The 17,498-nt window shown below is 56.9% G+C and carries 15 protein-coding genes; 8 read left to right on the forward strand and 7 right to left on the reverse strand.

The features are described 5' to 3' along the window. The first annotated feature begins 20 nt into the window (after nt 1–20). Nucleotides 21–608 (forward strand): ATP-dependent Clp protease proteolytic subunit, encoded by a 588-nt coding sequence (locus WD071_RS08900; protein ID WP_368048008.1) that lies wholly within the window; start codon nt 21–23, stop codon nt 606–608. Between the two features lie 17 nt (nt 609–625). Here WD071_RS08900 and WD071_RS08905 read toward each other — a convergent pair whose 3' ends face one another. Then, the gene (locus WD071_RS08905; RefSeq protein WP_368048009.1) at nt 626–1,078 is read right to left on the reverse strand and encodes a hypothetical protein; all 453 of its coding nucleotides are present in this window, start codon (nt 1,076–1,078) and stop codon (nt 626–628) included. Between the two features lie 318 nt (nt 1,079–1,396). Here WD071_RS08905 and WD071_RS08910 point away from each other — a divergent pair, with 318 nt between their 5' ends. Beyond that, complete coding sequence (locus WD071_RS08910) at nt 1,397–2,299, forward strand: LysR substrate-binding domain-containing protein (protein WP_368048010.1); 903 nt, start codon at nt 1,397–1,399, stop codon at nt 2,297–2,299. Nucleotides 2,300–2,419: 120 nt separating this feature from the next. Beyond that, nucleotides 2,420–4,408 (forward strand): hypothetical protein, encoded by a 1,989-nt coding sequence (locus WD071_RS08915; protein ID WP_368048011.1) that lies wholly within the window; start codon nt 2,420–2,422, stop codon nt 4,406–4,408. Between the two features lie 13 nt (nt 4,409–4,421). Here the strand turns inward: WD071_RS08915 and WD071_RS08920 are convergent, their stop codons facing one another. Together WD071_RS08920 and WD071_RS08925 are read right to left on the reverse strand one after the other, a co-directional pair. Then, nucleotides 4,422–6,656 carry a molybdopterin cofactor-binding domain-containing protein gene (locus WD071_RS08920; protein ID WP_368048012.1) on the reverse strand — a complete coding sequence of 745 codons (2,235 nt, stop codon included), beginning with the start codon at nt 6,654–6,656 and terminating at the stop codon, nt 4,422–4,424. Further along, nucleotides 6,653–7,156, reverse strand: coding sequence for a (2Fe-2S)-binding protein (locus WD071_RS08925; RefSeq protein WP_368048013.1), 504 nt, complete (start codon nt 7,154–7,156; stop codon nt 6,653–6,655). The genes WD071_RS08920 and WD071_RS08925 overlap by 4 nt, the downstream gene beginning before the upstream one ends. A gap of 145 nt (nt 7,157–7,301) precedes the next feature. Here WD071_RS08925 and WD071_RS08930 point away from each other — a divergent pair, with 145 nt between their 5' ends. Both WD071_RS08930 and WD071_RS08935 read left to right on the forward strand, forming a co-directional pair. After that, nucleotides 7,302–8,480 (forward strand): iron-containing alcohol dehydrogenase, encoded by a 1,179-nt coding sequence (locus WD071_RS08930; RefSeq protein WP_368048014.1) that lies wholly within the window; start codon nt 7,302–7,304, stop codon nt 8,478–8,480. Between the two features lie 154 nt (nt 8,481–8,634). After that, the gene (locus WD071_RS08935; RefSeq protein ID WP_368048015.1) at nt 8,635–9,006 is read left to right on the forward strand and encodes a hypothetical protein; all 372 of its coding nucleotides are present in this window, start codon (nt 8,635–8,637) and stop codon (nt 9,004–9,006) included. A 150-nt stretch (nt 9,007–9,156) separates the two neighbouring features. Here the strand turns inward: WD071_RS08935 and WD071_RS08940 are convergent, their stop codons facing one another. Beyond that, a complete protein-coding gene (locus WD071_RS08940) occupies nt 9,157–9,420 on the reverse strand; it encodes a MoaD/ThiS family protein (RefSeq protein WP_368048016.1) in 264 nt (87 codons plus the stop codon). Between the two features lie 156 nt (nt 9,421–9,576). Here WD071_RS08940 and WD071_RS08945 point away from each other — a divergent pair, with 156 nt between their 5' ends. Together WD071_RS08945 and WD071_RS08950 are read left to right on the forward strand one after the other, a co-directional pair. Then, complete coding sequence (locus tag WD071_RS08945) at nt 9,577–10,767, forward strand: TAXI family TRAP transporter solute-binding subunit (RefSeq protein WP_368048017.1); 1,191 nt, start codon at nt 9,577–9,579, stop codon at nt 10,765–10,767. Next, complete coding sequence (locus tag WD071_RS08950) at nt 10,767–12,722, forward strand: TRAP transporter permease (protein ID WP_368048018.1); 1,956 nt, start codon at nt 10,767–10,769, stop codon at nt 12,720–12,722. The genes WD071_RS08945 and WD071_RS08950 overlap by 1 nt, the downstream gene beginning before the upstream one ends. Here WD071_RS08950 and WD071_RS08955 read toward each other — a convergent pair. Further along, the gene (locus tag WD071_RS08955; protein ID WP_368048019.1) at nt 12,697–14,982 is read right to left on the reverse strand and encodes a DUF6351 family protein; all 2,286 of its coding nucleotides are present in this window, start codon (nt 14,980–14,982) and stop codon (nt 12,697–12,699) included. The genes WD071_RS08950 and WD071_RS08955 overlap by 26 nt on opposite strands. Before the next feature lie 155 nt (nt 14,983–15,137). On the opposite strand from WD071_RS08955, the gene WD071_RS08960 reads away from it, so the two are divergent. Next, nucleotides 15,138–15,908 (forward strand): DUF4159 domain-containing protein, encoded by a 771-nt coding sequence (locus tag WD071_RS08960; protein WP_368048020.1) that lies wholly within the window; start codon nt 15,138–15,140, stop codon nt 15,906–15,908. A gap of 26 nt (nt 15,909–15,934) precedes the next feature. Here the strand turns inward: WD071_RS08960 and WD071_RS08965 are convergent, their stop codons facing one another. Both WD071_RS08965 and WD071_RS08970 read right to left on the reverse strand, forming a co-directional pair. Continuing rightward, nucleotides 15,935–16,897: a ChaN family lipoprotein gene (locus WD071_RS08965; protein WP_368048021.1), complete on the reverse strand. Its 963-nt coding sequence runs from the start codon at nt 16,895–16,897 to the stop codon at nt 15,935–15,937. Then, the gene (locus tag WD071_RS08970) at nt 16,872–17,369 is read right to left on the reverse strand and encodes a histidine phosphatase family protein (RefSeq protein WP_368048022.1); all 498 of its coding nucleotides are present in this window, start codon (nt 17,367–17,369) and stop codon (nt 16,872–16,874) included. Before WD071_RS08970 ends, WD071_RS08965 begins: the two co-directional genes overlap by 26 nt. Nucleotides 17,370–17,498: the final 129 nt, after the last annotated feature.

Genomic DNA, 17,498 nt, shown 5'->3' on the forward strand with positions numbered 1-17,498 from the left:
TTTTTCTGGAGAGAATTTGTATGCACATAGTGTCATCCGCCAATGAGGCGCCCGCCCAGGCTCCAAGCCGCCTGCTTGATGAAAAACTGTTCAAGGCGCGCGCGCTGACCATTTTTGGTGAAATCAATGACCGCCTGGCGCGCAGCATCACCGAGCGTTTGCTGGCACTGGCAGCGGACAGCAGCGACCCGATAACACTGTACATCAGCTCACCGGGCGGACATGTGGAGTCCGGTGATGTCGTGTATGACATCATCAAGTTCATCGAACCCGATGTTCACGTGGTAGGCACTGGCTGGGTCGCCAGCGCGGCAACTACCATTTACCTGGGCGCCAAAAAAGAGCATCGCTTTGCTTTGCCCAATACCCGTTTTCTGGTGCACCAGCCCATGGGTGGATCGCGCGGCAGTGCGTCGGATATCAAGATCCAGGCCGAGCAGATTGTGAAAATGCGGGCTCGCATCAACAAATTGATTGCCGATGAAACCGGGCAGCCCCTGGAGCGAGTGGCAAAAGATACGGACAGGGATTACTGGATGACAGTCGAGGAAGCGATTGACTACGGTATCGTCGGAAAGCAGATCCGCTCGATGTCGGAAATGAAATAAGCGCGGACGCAGAGCGCCTATTGTAGTTTTATAAATCTGGCCTGCTGGTTGCGTACCAGCGTACAGACCACATGGTAATCCGGCTGACAGGCCATTGAGCGCACGATCGCGGTCTCCGGGCTTGTCAGTTGCACCAGTACCTGCGCCACCACGCCTTGATAGCGTACCTCCACGGTGCCGCTGCTACCATTGATAATGCCCTCTCCGGCCTGCCATTCAATGCCCGCCGGAAGCATGGGCTCGAGCCGGAAATTTGTGCCTGACGGCAACACCAGCAGGGTAAAATCAGTATCCTCGGCTTGCCATTCACCATGCCAGAGATCGGGGTCAGCCAATTCGTCTGCGTCAACATCAGAGCTGAACACGATGGCCACGGCGAAAAAACAGGCCATCAAGTACGGAAAATGCGTGCTGACACAGCAAGCGGATAGCAGATGGGTACTGATGTTGGAGCGTCCGGGATCGGGCATTTCTACTGTTACCTGTCGCAGTCAGCCGATAGAAGGGCGAGTATAGCAGCTATTGCGTCAGGACGTGGAAGCGCATAAAAAAAGCCGGGAGGATCTTTGGGGATCATCCCGGCCAAGAGGGAGCGTACAATCTGGATTCGTACACAAGTCTGAACTACCTTCCCGCGAGCAGTGACAGTCACACTGTTTCGCAATAGTCGCCATATTAGGCCATGTTCTTGAATAGATAAAATCAATTAAATATATTAAAGTGATATGCATAATGTATCGCAAGGCATCCTCGGATGCTCAATCCATCAGGCGTTACGGGGAGTTGTCATGCACCACCTGCCCACAACCAAGCAGTTACGGTATTTTGTTGCGCTGGAACAGTATGAGCATTTTGGCAAGGCCGCGGAGTCCTGCTTTGTGTCTCAGCCGGCCTTCAGTGTTGCTATCAAAGAGCTGGAGAATATGCTCAATATTCAGCTTGTCGACCGGACCAACAAAAATGTGACGGTGACCAGTCTTGGTCGTGATATCGCCCGACAGGCGCGGGTGGTACTCAGGGACCTGGAGGATATGGTTGATATTGCCAGGGGTAATCAGGCGCCGTTGACCGGACAGCTGAAATTGGGTGTGATTCCGACCATCGCGCCTTTTCTGCTGCCCAAGTTGCTGCCAGCGCTGAGAAAATCCTATCCCGAATTGAAACTCTACCTGAAAGAAGACCTGACCGATCGTGTTTATGAACGCCTGATGGATGGGGAACTGGACCTGATCCTGATTGCCCTGCCCTATGAGCTGCGTAATGTCAGCGACATGCCTTTGTTTGATGACCACTTCTTCCTGGCCCACCATCAGCACAGCGCATTTGTTGACCCGGCCCGGTACAACATGAACGCGCTGCCTACGGACAGCATCCTGTTGCTCGAAGACGGCCATTGTTTGCGGGACCATGCTCTGTCCGCCTGTAATATCAAGAACGCTGACAAGGTCAGTAGTATTACCGCGACCAGTTTGCTGACCCTGGTACAGATGGTGGATGCGGATCTGGGTATCACCTACCTGCCGGAGATGGCTGTCAAGTCGCCCCTGTTGAAAAATACCGGCATAAAAACCATTGCCATGGAAAACAGCAGTTATCGACAGATTGGTCTGGTATGGCGAAAAGCCAGCACCCGGCGTGATGAATTCGAAATGCTCGGCAACTTCATAAAGAGTCATTATCAGGCAGACTGAGCCCCGTCCGCGACGCGGGTAGTTGACGTGATGTTGAACCGGGTGTTCAATGGCAGCGTATCTTGTTGACATAATGTCATTTAACAGCAGGCACAGTCATCGTATCTGGAGTGATTTTTCATGAGTATGCATTTTGGTTTTATCAACTCATTGCAGTCGGTTGCCGACAGGCTTGCCAGAGGCTCTTGTCTGGTTGCCGGGTTGCTGTCTGTCAGCCTGATCAGCGCTTTTGCTTTCGCTGATGAGCCAGGTACCCCGGTGACGCGGGCATCGGACTTTACGCTGATTGATCAGCACGGCAAAGCCTTTAACCTGCATTACCATGAACAGGCCCCGGCAATTGTATTGCTGGGGCATCAGACCGGTTCCGGAGCGGTGGCGGCAGCTGTTGCCCAATTGAGTGAGCAGTGGGCAGCCCAGGGCGTGGTATCGGCTCTGCTGAACCCTGCGCCGGGCCAGTCGCGCGCAGACATCATGGCTGACGCGGAACGCAGCGGGCTGGACTTGCCGATACTGAAAGATGAAGCCGGGCTGGTCACACAAACACTGGCGCTGAATCATGTGGCCGAGGCGCTGGTAATAGAGCCGGGACGCTGGCAGATTGTTTACCGCGGGCCTGCAGATGCGGCCGCATTCGCAACCACCGTGCAGGCGCTGCTTGATGGCGACCGCATAGATCTTAACGAGCAGGCGATGCCCGCTGATGCGGCGCTGTTGGCCCGGCATGATTCTGTGGCAGCGATGTCGGACACCTTCTACAGCGACACCATCGCGCCCATGCTGGTGGAAAAATGTGCAGACTGTCATCGCCCCGGCGGAATCGGTCCGTGGGCGATGACCAGCCACGCGATGATCCAGGGGTTCTCCCCGATGATCCGCGAAACCGTGCTGACCAAGCGTATGCCGCCCTGGCATGCTGATCCCGAGATCGGTGAGTTTCTGCATGATCTGAGCCTGAGCGTTGACGAGCAACGACAACTGGTGACGTGGATTGATGCCGGTGCGCCGCGCGGTGCCGGTGAAGATCTGCTGGCTTCAGTGGAAGCGCAGAATACCAAATGGGAATTGGGAGAACCTGACCTGGTGGTGACGTTGCCCAAGTTTGATATTCCGGCTACCGGTACTCTGGATTATCAGTTCTTCGAAGTGGAAAATCCGCTGGATCGTGATGTCTGGGTGCGCGCAGTGCAGGTATCGCCGGGTGACCGGCAGGTGGTCCATCACGCTATCGCAACATTCGGCGCCAGCTCCAATTCAGCTGGTCAGTCCGACAGCGGCGAATCATTGTTTCAGCCCCAGTTGATGACCTTTGTGCCGGGCAATGAAACCTATGAGTACCCCGAGGGCACCGGCGTTTACGTGCCTGCCGGAACCTCTTTTTACACCCAGATGCACTACACCACTTATGGTCGTGCAACCAGTGACGAGACCCAGATAGGTTTGTATTTCAGCGAGGAAGCGCCGGAGCACGTGCTGCAGCATTATTCGATTCTTAACCTTGACCTGGAAATCCCGCAGGGAAAGGCGGAGCACGAAGAAGCAGCCTACTACCAGTTCCAGCGCGATGCTGTGATCTACAGCCTGTTCCCGCACGCGCATTACCGCGGGCGTGCCTCTGAGTTCAGCATTCGTTACCCGGATGGTCGCGAGGAAGTAGTCTTGTCAGTGCCGAATTATGACTTTAACTGGCAGCGTTATTTCCAGTTTGAGGAGCCCATCGACGCACCGGCAGGTACCTTTGTCATTCATCGCACTGTGTATGACAACTCTACGGCGAATGTGAGCAACCCGGATCCGGCGGTCGATGTCAGGTTTGGTGAGCAGACCTGGGAAGAGATGTTGTACGGTGGCATCTCCTTCCGCTATGCCGAGCCAGGCGAAAATGACTTTGAAATCAATGCGGACGACTACATGGCCGGCATTGCCATGGGTTTCATGGATCTCAATATGGACGGCAAGGTTGCGCTGAACGAGATGCCGGAGCAATCACGCCAGCAGTTGGCGCTGCCGTTCACGATCATGGATCGCGACAAAACCATGGGGCTGGAATATCCGGAGTTCCGCGAATTCCTGATACAGAGCAACATGATGAGTCGCGACGGGTTCTGAGGAAGAACCCGGCTCAGACGTTTCCTGCCGCCTCAGTCGGCGGCGGCAGGAAACGATAGTTCTTCAGCGGCAGTTCGCGAACCCGCTGTCCGGTCAGGGCATAAATGGCATTGGTGACTGCCGCTGAAATCGGCGGTGTTGCCGGCTCGCCCAGACCACCGACCGGTGCATCATCAGATTCCAGCAGTATCACGTCAATGTCCGGTGACTCGGCCAGTCGCAGCATCTCGTAGTCGTGGAAATTACTCTCCTTGACGCGGCCATTCTCGATACTGATCTGGCCATACATGGCGGCGGTCAGGCCGTAGATGATGCCACTTTCGACTTGCGATGCCGCCGTGTCCGGATTAACCACGCGGCCGCAATCGATGGCGCAAACCACTTTGTTGACGCGCACCTCGCCTTCTTCGGTGAGTGAAACTTCTGCAACTTCTGCAACGATACTGCCAAAACTTTCCTGCAGAGCAATACCACGGGCGCGACCTTCAGGTGCGGCTGTTGTCCACCCGGCGCGCGCGGCTGCCTCCTGCAATACCCGCCGGTGTCGGGGTTTGTCCTGCAGCAGGGATAAACGATACTGCAACGGATCCTGGTTCGCGTGCCAGGCCAGTTCGTCGGTAAACGATTCCAGGAAAAACGAGTGCTGTGAGTGGGCCACACTGCGCCAAGCGCCAAAAGGTATATGAGTCGGGCTTTCCACGTAATCGATTTTCTGGTTGGGAACCTGATAGGCGATATGCGCGGCTTCAACCGGTTCATTTTTGCCGATATACACATTTTCCCACGCGATGAGTTGACCATTGGCGTCCAGGCCGGCGCGGAACCGACTACTCACCGCAGGGCGATAATAGTCCTGGCGAGTGTCCTCTTCCCGGCTCCACAGGGTCTGCACGGGCACATCAAAGTGGCTGGCAATGCGGGTAGCCTGGTCAATAGTGTTGGTGGACTGTGGCAGGCGACGGCCAAACCCGCCGCCCAGATAAAAAGGGTGCACCGTGACATTGTTGGCATCGATGTCGGCAACACTGGCGACACGGCCGCGAATGCCCAGGTTATCCTGGGTGCCGGTCCAGACATCGCAGCGGCCATCGTGGAAGTGCACAGTACAGTTCATCGGTTCCATGGCGGCGTGGGCCAGATAGGGCACCCGGTAACTGGCAGAGATGGTTTCCGCCGCGCTGTTGAGCGCTTCTGCTGCGTCACCGGCATAAACGTCTTCGTTACGCTCGTTGTTGTCCAGTGCGGCATCGAATTCGGCAAAGATATCGCTGCTGTTGCTGCTGTCAAATTCGGTGTCAGTGAAGACCGGCTGTAGTTGCTTCAGGGCCTCGCTGGCGCGCCAGTAGTTGTCGGCCACCACGGCGACAGCATCTTCCAGCTCAATGACACGTTGCACACCGCGACGTTGCATGACCGCCTCGACATTATCGACACGTGCCAGCTTGCCGCCAAATACCGGCGCAGTCGTTACCGCCGCATAGAGCATGCCCGCGGGCATCGCATCAATGCCGAACATGGCGCTGCCATCAACTTTGGCTGGGATGTCGACACGTGGCACAGCGGTGCCCATCAGTGTGAAGCGATCGGGTGTTTTCAGGGTCGGGTTTCTGGGTGGTGCAAATTCGGCGGCGGCACTGGCGAGTTCGCCAAAACTGGCAGAGCGACCGCTGGTGTCATGATGGACAAAACTGTTGCGGGCGTCACACTCGTCGGCAGCGACGTTCCACTGCGCGGCGGCGGCGTTAACAAGCATTTCCCGGGCAGCAGCGCCAGCGGCGCGCATGCCCATTTCACCGGTGAAACGCACCGAGCTGCTGCCGCCGGTGATTTGCATATTCATGATTTCAGCTGCTTTTAACGTTGCAAAATCGACTGTGCGATCCAGAAAAGCAGGCACGCTGAGGCCCATGGACATGGCAAAACCCTTGATCAGCACACCGTTGGCAAACAGATCGGTCGCCGGCGCCTGCTCGACACGAACCAGATTCCAGTCCGCGTCCATCTCATCTGCAGCCATCATGGGCAGCGATGTCAGTACGCCCTGACCCATTTCCGAGTGCGGCACCACAACCGTTACCCGATTGTCCGGGTCGATGCGCAACCAGGTGGTCAAAAAGGTCTGGCCGGCCTCTGCGTGGTCGCGATTGGCCAGAAACTGCCGGGTGGGGCGGGTCACTGCATAGCCGAGCAGGAGGCCGCCGCCAATGACGGTGGTGCCCAGCAGAAAACGACGACGGTTCATCTTCATACTGTTTCTCCTTCGGCAGTGCCTGCATTGCCGGAGGCATTGTCGGCTACCAGCGTTTGTATTGCTTTGCTGACACGCGGGTAGGTGCCGCAACGGCAGACGTTGCTGACGCTGCGCTCAATGGTCTCTGCATCCGGATTCGGGTTTTCCGCCAGCATGGCGCTGACCGCCATGATCATGCCGGATTGGCAGTAGCCGCACTGAGGCACCTGATGATTGATCCAGGCCTGCTGTACGGCGGTCAGTGTGTTATTGACGCCAGCGTTGGCTGCCAGCCCTTCAATGGTGGTGATCTGGCTGTTACGGACCGCGCTGACGGGGGTCATGCAGCTGCGAACCGGCTGACCATCGACGTGAACGGTGCAGGCGCCGCAGGCGGCAATGCCGCAGCCGAATTTGGTACCGGTCAGGCCGAGCTCGTTACGTAAAGCCCAGAGCAAAGGCATCTCGGATTCGATATCCAGCTGCCGGGTATTTCCGTTAACATTGAGTTCAATCATGTGAGCCTCGTATACGATACGGTTGGCAAAGACGGGCAATCGCAATTGCGCGCAAATGGCGTTTAGCCAAGAGCATATAGCAGAACATGAATTGCTTCAATTTTTAGCGTGCAATTTCAATGTTGAAAGAAACAGGACAGTACCCATGGAACCACTGCTTTTTGATTACACCGGGCTTGAGCGCGTACGTCTGGGAATGCCGGTATGCGAGGCCCTGGTGGCTGAGCTGGCGACCTTGCCCGCAGGCAGGGTGTTTGTTGTCATGTCGGGCACGCTGAGTCGGCAAACCACGTTGCCCGACGAGCTCAAACAGGTACTCGGCGACCGGCTAGCCGGGATCTTCGACACCATGGGTGCGCACTCACCACGCACTGATGTGCTGGCTGCTCTGAGTGAGGCGCGCACCGGGGCCGCTGACATATTGCTCGCCATCGGCGGCGGCTCGATGATAGATGCCTGCAAGGTCATTCAATTCTGCCTGAATGCAGGCATAGAAACGGAAGCTGATTTACTGCGCTACGCCCAGTTCAGTGACGGTGCCCGTGGCGATTTGTGTGGCACCGGGCCGGTTTCAGTGCGGCAACAGCCGGTCTACCAGATCGCAGTGCCGACGACGCTGTCAGCTGCAGAGTACAGCAACAATGCCGGGGTCACCGACAAGGCAAAAGGTGCAAAAGAGGGCTACAAGGCACCTGGACTTGCCCCTGCACGGATTGTTTACGACCCGTCGCTGGTCTTGCACACACCCGACTGGCTGTGGCTATCAACCGCGATCAGAGCGCTGGATCATGCCGTTGAAGGATATTGCTCGGCTGATGCGCACGCCTTTGTGCAGGGGCACTTCCTGCACGCCATGCGTCTGTTCTCCGCATCGCTGCCCGCAACAAAAGCTGATCCGACAGATGAGGACGCCCGCGCCCTCAGTCAGCAGGCGGCCTGGCTCGCTGGGTGTGGTCTTGGCCGTATACGGCATGGTGCCAGCCATGGTATCGGCTATATTCTGGGGGCCATGTGCGGCGTGCCCCATGGTTATACGTCCTGTGTCATGTTGCCGACCGTGCTGCGCTGGAACGAGCGGGTAAACGGGGAGCAGCAGCGTGAAGTAGGTCAGGCGCTGGGAGCCGGGCAAGGCAATACGGCTGGTTTTCTTCGGGCCTGGTTGCGTGATCTGGAATTGCCGGTAAGTCTGCGGGAAGTTGGTGTCAAGGAGCACCAATTGCCGATGATCGCCGCTGCCGCAGCGCGGCACAATGTGGTGAAAGCGAACCCCCGTGCTGTCAACTCGGCAGACGACGTCATGGAGATTCTGCAGCTGGCCTGGTGAAACCTGACGAATTTATGAGTGTTAAAGGAATTCGTCAGGGTTTTTTGTAGGTTCAACGAAAAAGCCGTTGACCTGAGATCAATTCGATATCAAAGTAAGCCAGCTTTATGGCCGCAATGTAAAAACATTTAACTAATTAGAAAGGGGATTCATCATGCGAACTAAAATCGGCTCGCTCGTCACTGGTATTATGGTGGCACTGTTTATCAGCGCTTGCGCAAGCGTATCCGAGCCGCACCCGCTGGTGGGCGGTTGGGCTATCACTATTGATACTCCAATCGGAGCCATGGATGCCAACCTGACTGTCAATGAAGATCTGACAGGGGAAATGTCATCTCAGGATCTGGGTGGCGCAGCGCTTGAGGCTGTTTCCGTTGACGGCGAAAATGTTAGCTTCAGCACAACAGTTGATGCTCAAGGTCAATCAATGACCCTGGTATTCAATGGCACTGTTGTTGAAGACCGGCTGAGTGGCAGCTTCAACACCGATTTCGGCGCAATCCCGGTCACTGGTACTCGTCTGTAACACTCGATTGCAACAACAGCCCCGGCGCCAGCCGCCGGGTGCAGAATCCGGCATCTGCTGATCCATTGATCAGGCGATGCCGGTTTCACTGTTCTGCCCTCTGCCCTCTGCCCTCTGCCTTCTGCCACCCCGTCATCTCCCTCAACAGTTTCATCCCCCTTCAATTGGATGAATAAACACCAGTTCACTGTCCGCTCGCAATGGCTCGGTCAGCGCATCGTGGTAAATGTCCCCGTCTATCGCCATGGCAGCGCCGGCCAGCGCTTTTCTGCTGCCGGGGTAAGTGTGATCCAGCATTGCCAGCAGGTTTCTGACTGAATTGGCTTGCAGTTCCAGGCAGTCACCCTCGGATAGCGCAGCACCTTGAGCCCCCAGCGCGTTGCGGAACACGGTGTTTACGATAAGTCTTGCCATAGATATACCACCCTCTGCGCACTTCTCAGGTCATCGTTACACCGATACGCGATAACGCAAAGTATGGCATATTCCTTCCACTCCCCGGACCGCCTTGGTACTCTCTAGGCAGAAAATCAGTCATCCGCAGCCGGAACGCTGCTCAGGAGAATAATAATGCTTTTGACCGAATGGGTGTCGCTGCCAAAGACCGGCAGAAGAATGGTTATGGCGGCTTCGTTTATTGTGACAACGGGCCTGAGTCTTCCTGCTTTCGGGCAGTCCCCCCAGCCTGAGCTGCCGCGTCAGATGGCCTGGACTGCCTACAATCTGGGTACCACCGGCTACAACCAGGCCGTCGCCATTGGTGCCATGCTGCGTGACAAATACAATATTACCCTGCGCGTCATTCCGGGCCAGAATGATGTGTCCCGGCTGCTTCCACTCGATACCGGACGTGTGCAGTTCTCTGCCAATGGTGTGGCCACTTATTTTGCTCAGGAGGGCATGTTCCAATTTGCCGATCCTCAGTGGGGCCCGAAACCACTGCGCATGCTGATGAGTTCCAATGGTTTGAGTAACCAGGCCGTCGCCGTCGCTGCCGATACCGGCGTTACCACCTTCGCCGGACTCCGGGGCCGACGCGTACCCTTTGTGCGCGCGGCGCCGGCACTGAATGTTTCCATGGAGGCTTATCTGGCCTGCGGTGGCCTGACCTGGGACGATGTGGAGCGTGTGGACTTTCCGGGTTACGAAGCGATGTGGGAAGGGGTCATCAACGGCGATGTTGACGCCGCTTTCGGCACCACTGTCTCCGGCCCCACCCGTCGGCTGGAGGCTTCTCCACGGGGCATTCGCTGGCTGCCGGCGCCGCATGATGATGCGGGCTGCTGGCAGCGCATGCTTGCCGTTGGACCCTACTTCAATAAATACAATGCCACCCGTGGGGCCGGCATCAGCGACGACAATCCGCAGGAGGCTGGCACCTATCCCTATCCGGTCCTGATCGCGTTGGAAAGCCAGGATGAGAATACCGTGTACTGGATGACGCGCGTCATCAATGAAAACTTTGATGAATTCAAGAATGCGGATCCCGGCGCTATCGGCTGGGCGCTGGAATCCCAGGTTTTCAACTGGGTAGTGCCCTATCATGAGGGTGCTGTGCGTTACTGGCGTGAGGTCGGCGCGTGGACGGATGAGTACGAAGCTCACAATCAGTCGTTGATCCGTCGACAGGACGTGCTTGCCGCTGCCTGGTCCGAGGTTGAGGGGCAGGATATCGGTGATCGTGAGGCCTTCATGGCGCGCTGGCAGCAGGTGCGGGCCGAACGTCTTGAGGAGGCCGGCTTCGATCCGGTATGGCGCTGATGTCCCGTACGCCCGCCATGATGCCAGTGCCGGTGCGCTGGCTGGTCGCGATTGCAGCAGTCCTGAGCGCTTTCCTGGCAATGGACTCGCTACGTCTGTTTTCTGAAAGCCCGCTGCTGGATTTTGTGATCACGGTACAGAATCATTACTACTATGCCTTGCTGGGGCTGCTGCTGCCATTGTCGTATTTGATATACCCGGCGCATGCCAGGGCAACGCATTACTGGTATGACGTTGTGCTCAGCGCCTGCGCGTTTGTGGCGTGTGGTTTTTTCTTCATCAACGCCGAAACCATGCTGGATTATGGCTGGGAGTTTTCCGCGCCGACCTACGCCGTATGGATGAGTTACCTGCTGTGGCTGCTGGCGCTGGAAGCGGTACGGCGGTGTGGTGGTATGACGCTGTTTGTGTTGGTGCTCGTATTCTCCCTGTACCCGATCGTGGCGGACCGGCTGCCGGGGGCGATATCCGGCATGGCATCATCGGCGGCCCAGACCGCGTCCTATCATGTCATGAGCATCGAAAGCATTCTGGGTTTGCCTTTCCGCGCCTTTGCCCAATTGGTGATCGGGTTTCTGATCTTTGGCATTGCTCTGCAGAAAACGGGCGGCGGCAAGTTCTTCATTGATCTTGCTTTTGCCATGTTCGGGCATGTACGAGGAGGTTCCGCCAAAGTTGCGATTGTCTCCAGCGGTCTGATGGGTTCCATGAGTGGCAGCGTGATTACCAATGTTCTGACAACGGGGCAAATGACAATTCCGGCGATGAAGCGGGACGGCATGTCCAGCGAGTATGCCGGCGGCGTTGAGGCCTGTGCCTCTACCGGTGGGGTCTTGTTGCCACCCATCATGGGATCAACCGCATTTGTCATGGCCACCTTCCTGAATGTGCCGTACACCACGGTGGCATTGGCGGCCGCAATTCCGGCACTGCTGTATTTTTTTGGACTGTTCGTACAGGTGGACGCCTACGCTGCACGGACTGGGCTGAAAGGCACACCGCGCGAGCAGTTGCCCAGGCTCGTAACTACCCTGCGTGACGGCTGGTTCTACATTGCCTCCTTCATGGTGCTGATTTTTTTGCTGGTTTTTTTACAGCGCGAGGCGGTGGCGCCATTCTACGCGACGGCGATGTTGCTGGTTCTCAATCAGCTGTCACCCAAGAACCGGTGGGATATCAAAGCGACCGGGTCGTTTCTGGTGGCGACCGGCAAGTTGCTGGTGGAGTTGCTGGCGATCATGGCGGGCGTGGGACTGATCGTGGGTGCCTTGTCCGTGACCGGGCTGTCCGGCACGCTGGTCAATGACCTGCTGTATCTGGCCGGAGATTCGGTGTTGTTGCTATTACTGATGGGGGCGTTGACCAGTTTTGTGCTCGGTATTGGCATGACGGTGACTGCTGCCTACATCTTCCTTGCCATCATTCTGGCGCCAGCCCTGATCCAGGGCGGGCTGGATCCGATGAGTGTGCATCTGTTTATCCTGTACTGGGGTATGTTGTCTTTTATTACGCCGCCGGTGGCACTGGGGGCATTTGCGGCGGCCAGTATTGCCGGTGCCTCATCATTGGCGACGGGGTTCAAGGCCATGCGCCTGGGCAGTGTGATCTATTTTATACCCTTTTTCTTTGTGCTTGATCCTGCGCTGACCATGGCCGGCAGTTTCTGGGATACCTTGTCGGCCACAATCACGGTGGCTGTGGGTATAATGCTGATCGCCGGATCCCTGCAGGACTATCTGCCGGGGCTGGGCTTTCTGGATCGTGGTGGTGTGGCAGGTACGGCAGGACGGGTGCTCACGGGCTTTGGTGGCGGTCTGGTTGCTTTGCCCGGTCTCGAGATGATTGGCTTTAACGTGGGTGATATGGCGCTTCTAAGCGTCGGTGGTGGCATGGCGGCGCTGGGCGTCCTGCTTGCCCGCCGCCCGCTCGCTAATTATCTGCCTGATAACGATTGACCGGTGAAGGCCCGAATGACAACCAGGTCTGATTGCTGCTCTGGCCCACGCCGGGGCGGCTCCAGTCGCATACACCGTCAGGGAATGCGGCCTCCAGTCGCGCCTTTTCTTCCACGCTGAATTCTACCCGATAGTCTTCGTAGTCAATGGGCTTCAACTGGCACTTCATGACGTCGTTGGTCAGCGGGCCGCCAGCCACCAGGCGCAGACCTGCGTGCGGCGGATACAGCTGATTGCAGCGACCTTCAGTGTTGTCGAATAGTCGGCTGGTATCGAATACCGCGGGTTCCACGATGCGTTCGCCATCCGCGGTAAAACAGTCATCGCTCAGTTCAGCCGGGCGCGACGTCGCGATGCGTTCCAGTAGTGGCATCTCATCGTTGGCGGCGTTGATGGCATCCAGCCAGCGGTCCATCAGCGCCAGGTTTTCGTCAGCCAGTGACAGACTGGCGGGATGGCGCCGGATAACATAGTTGTTGGCATGGTCGTTATCACGCTCCAGCCGTGCGCGGGTGGTGAACGAGTAAACGCTGGCATGAAAATTACCTTCGTGATCAAGATAGGGGCGGTCATCGATGATGGGTACGCGCGACAGACCTGCGGCACCGTTGGTAATGCGACCGGTTTCGTAGGCAATGCGAATCGCCTGCGGGTCGCCCTGGGTGCGTTCAGTGGTGCGCTGATAGTCGATATCCCAGCCGCCGAAGTTTTCATTGATATCCAGGAACAGTGCTTTGTCGATCAAACCCTGGTTCAGAGCTTCCAGTCCATACTGCACGCCCACATTGTCGTGCGGACTGCTTGCCACACTGCGGTTGATGCTGCTGTCGGGGTGCGGATATTGACCAAAAATATTACGCATGCCGTCGTAGATCGAACACCGGATGCCTGCCGGATTGTTCTGTGGGTGGTAGTGCAATTCGGCAGGAATTTCGGCGGTACAGTCAAAGGGTGATATGCGGTCAGGGCGCTCACCCAGAGATACATCACACAGATACCAGTTGGGCCAGCCACCTACGGCCGCTTTGGTGTCATCGCTCAGCGTATTGGCGGTATTGTTGACATAGTTGCGCCATGGCCCCGCGCATTCCTGTGAGTCGGCAAAGTAGGTCACCGCATCGGAAAAGGTCAGACCGACCAGCAGGCCATCCAGAATGCCAGGGTAGGCGCCGGCAATGAGCAGCTGCTGCATGGCGCCGCCGGAGGCGCCACTGCCAATGGTATGAACCGGTTCGCCGTAGTATTTGGTGAAATGCTCCTTGACCATCATGGCCGTTTCCGCTGACAGCACATCGTTACAGCCCCCCTGAGCATTGACGTTCAGGGTTGACGAGGCTACCGCGTAACCGCGGGCCAGCACGGATTCGCGCAATACACCGCCGGTACTGGTGCCCTGGAAATAACCCGATTCGCAGCCCCCGCCGAAGGTGTAAAGCAGCCGCTGATTCCACGCTGCGTTTGCTGTCAGTGCCGAGGGTGCTGCTGAGGCAGGGTCGTGCAGCATGGCTATCTGATAAATCGCGCGATTGATAGTGCCGGTTTCCACGCGCACGATAAATGGAACTTCCTCACCGGTACTGGTTTCGGTGAGCATGATGTCATCCGCCTGGCCATCGGCGGGCAAAGGCTGAAAACCTTCCTGGCCCTGGCTGCGGTAAACATAGTCTACGCGGGTGGGCAGGGCGCAGTTGTCATCGCGGGCGGCACTGTCCAGGAATTCGCCATTGCCGATAGCAAAACGGCGCGCCTGTCCGTCCGCCCGGGGTGTCAGTTCGTCAATGCACAGATAGGGTTGCTGATGGGGGCCGGAAATCACCGGGCCAGTGATGGGATAATTGGTCAGGGTCAGGCTGGCGCTGGACTCACCGGCGTCTGCTGTCAGTGAATTGTTTCCGTCAGCAAGACCTTCAAGTAGAAACCGGATGGTGGTGCCATGCTCATCGTTGCGGATTTCGGCCTGAGCGGGCAATGCTACGCTGTTGCTGTTCAGCGTCAGGGACGGTAGTCGGTCACTGCTGCCGTCGTGCCGCACCGCAATCAGGGCACTGCCACCGGTGACCAGATGAGGCTGGCTGGAGACAACTTCGAGACTGAGGTGGGTAATGTCGGGTACGCTTGCTGTGGTGCGGGTTTCGTCAGGCCCGGAACAGGCACTGAGCACCGTCGCCAGTGCGATACCGGCAGTGTAACGCACGGCGCGCTGACGCAAAGACCGGTCGAGTGGATAAGGGCAACGCTTTCTTGTTATTGGCGCGTTCATGTCTCTGGGCTCCGCTATTCTGCGTTTTGCTGTTGAAATCTGCTCCAGCTTACACCAAACTTGATCTGCGGGCATCCCGCCCGCGTAAGCCAAAGAGGCGCCCCGTCTTTAGTGAAATTGTCTCTGTACAGGTGTTGTTTAAACAGGTGTTGTTCATGGCCACTGCCAGTTTTCAGCGTTGTGTGCGTCGGCTCAGGCTTGTAGCTGTGGTTTTGCTTGCGTGTACCGGTGCGCCAGCGCTCGCCAATGGCGAAGAGGACCTTGCCGGCGAGTTTGCGTTTGTGCGTCTGCAGTACGATTCCTATTTTCGGGGCGGCTTTGGTTACGGTCCCTGGTCTGTGGATTTCCCCGATGCCGACCGCAATTTTCTGCGCGGTGTAGCCCGGTTGAGCCATGTCCGGGTCATGCCAGACCCCATCGTTTTGCGCCTGGACGATGAGCAGATCTTTGAGTACCCCTTTATCTACGCGCTGGAGATGGGGCGCAATGGCGGGCCTTATTTTTCGCCACCGGAAATAAACAATCTGCGTGAGTATCTGTTGCGGGGCGGTTTTCTGCTGATTGATGATTTTTGGGGTACGCGGGAGTGGGACGCGTTTGTCAGTTCATTCAGCAATATCTTTCCCGAGCGGGAGATCGTGCGCCTGCCCCCGGATCATGAGATTTTCCGACTGTACTATGATACCGATGGCCCGCAGATGGTTCCGGCGCTGGGCAATCCGGATAACAGGCCCGAGCGGGACATCGATCATGCATCAGTTCACGCCATTCTGGACGACAACGGCCGTATCATGGTGCTGATTAACTGGAACACGGACATGGGAGATGGCTGGGAGCACACCTACCACCCGCGTTATCCGACACAGTACGCCAATACTGCGTATCAACTGGGTATCAATTATCTGATTTACTCGATGACCCACTGATTAACTCGTCGATCGGTGTTTTAGTCTTACTGAGACTGTGATGCCCTCATGTCGGCGCAGTAATCATTCTGCCTCAGCGCCGGGGTAAACCAGATGACATCGTAAGCGTTTTGTTGCGAGAAGCGTTGCAGATAAGCCTCAGGATGGGTCTGATCCGGGTCTACTTCGAGGAATGCGATGCTCAGGGGCGGTTCAGAAATCTGATGGTCAAGCTGGTGGTCAAGATAGTTCGGCACTCCCAGGTCGTGACGAATATGATAGTTGCCGGCCAGCAAGATGGCCTGATCAAACCTATCAATGCCTGACATCAAAGCGTCCGCCATCCGCTTATCTCTGGCTTGCTGCACACGAACCATGGCCGGGAACTGGCCTGGCGGCAACATGCCACAATGGCTGCTGTCGATGTCGCGTTCCAGTTGCGCGAGTTGTTCTGTGTTCAGTCCCCGGATTGCCTCTCCGTCCTCGCTATTACTGTAAATCTGCATGACCTCACTGCGATTGATATTGCCTGCGCGTATGCCTGCGTCACGTTGCAGTGCCAGTTTGACCACCGGCCCGTATAACGCCCAGGGCCAACCCTCAGTGTCCCAGTCCAGGCGGTCGGCCAGCGTGGTATCATCGGATGGCAGCTTGCCAGCGACCAGCGTGTCGATGGCGACCTGCTGGGAGCGCTCCATCATCTCCAGCACGACCTGTGAACGGCCGTCCGGCAGCAACACTGCGCGCAGTAATTCCAGGCGCAAACGGTGGTGATCAGGGTTGTCGTGTTTTTCACCCAGCAGTAACAAAGACCTCTGTTGTACCAGGGATATCAGCTCACTGCGGGATATGAATCTGTTTTGTTCGCTCAGCCATATCCTGCCGACGAGTTCGTGGTCCCGGAGCAGCGGGCTTTGCCAGGACGTCTGTGCGGAGCAGCCCAGGCAAACAAGAACCAGTGCGGTCACTGCCAGCCAGCGAGTGTCAGATAATTTTTTTCGGATAATCAATGTACTTCAGCTCCGCCTGTCCGAACTCGAGGCTGGACCATTGACTGATGGGCAGACTCAATTCCGCGACACAACAAGTGGGCATATTGTCGAGGTTTGCGTTCCCGCACAGATCGTTGAAGAAGTCGGTCAGCGCAGGATTGTGGCCGACCAGCATCACGGAATCGATGTTGTCGTCCTGATGACGGATCAGCTGCAGCAGATGGGCACTGCCAGCCAGATATATCTGGCGCTCCAGCTGTATCAGCTCTTTGGGGATAGACAGGTGGTTGGCGAAAATTTCCGCCGTCGAGGCAGTGCGTAACGCGGGGCTGCAGAGAATCCGTTGCGGGTGCGTGCCGCGTTTGTCGAGGTTGTCGGCCATCAGTGGCGCGTCCTGGCGACCACGCTCATTCAGCGGACGATCAATATCGCGCTGAGTCTGATCATTCCAGCTGGATTTGGCGTGTCTAACCAGAATCAATGTCTTCATGATCTCTCCGGGCGCCGGGCATACCTGGTGCCCGTTTGTTCAGCATTGTACCTGCAATATTGTGGGAAAAATACCATAAAGCGGGCCTTGCGTGTCCCGGATCGGTGCTGGACTTTGCTGGCGTAATTG

This window comes from Pseudohongiella sp. (assembly GCF_040877505.1).
Lineage (GTDB): Bacteria > Pseudomonadota > Gammaproteobacteria > Pseudomonadales > Pseudohongiellaceae > Pseudohongiella.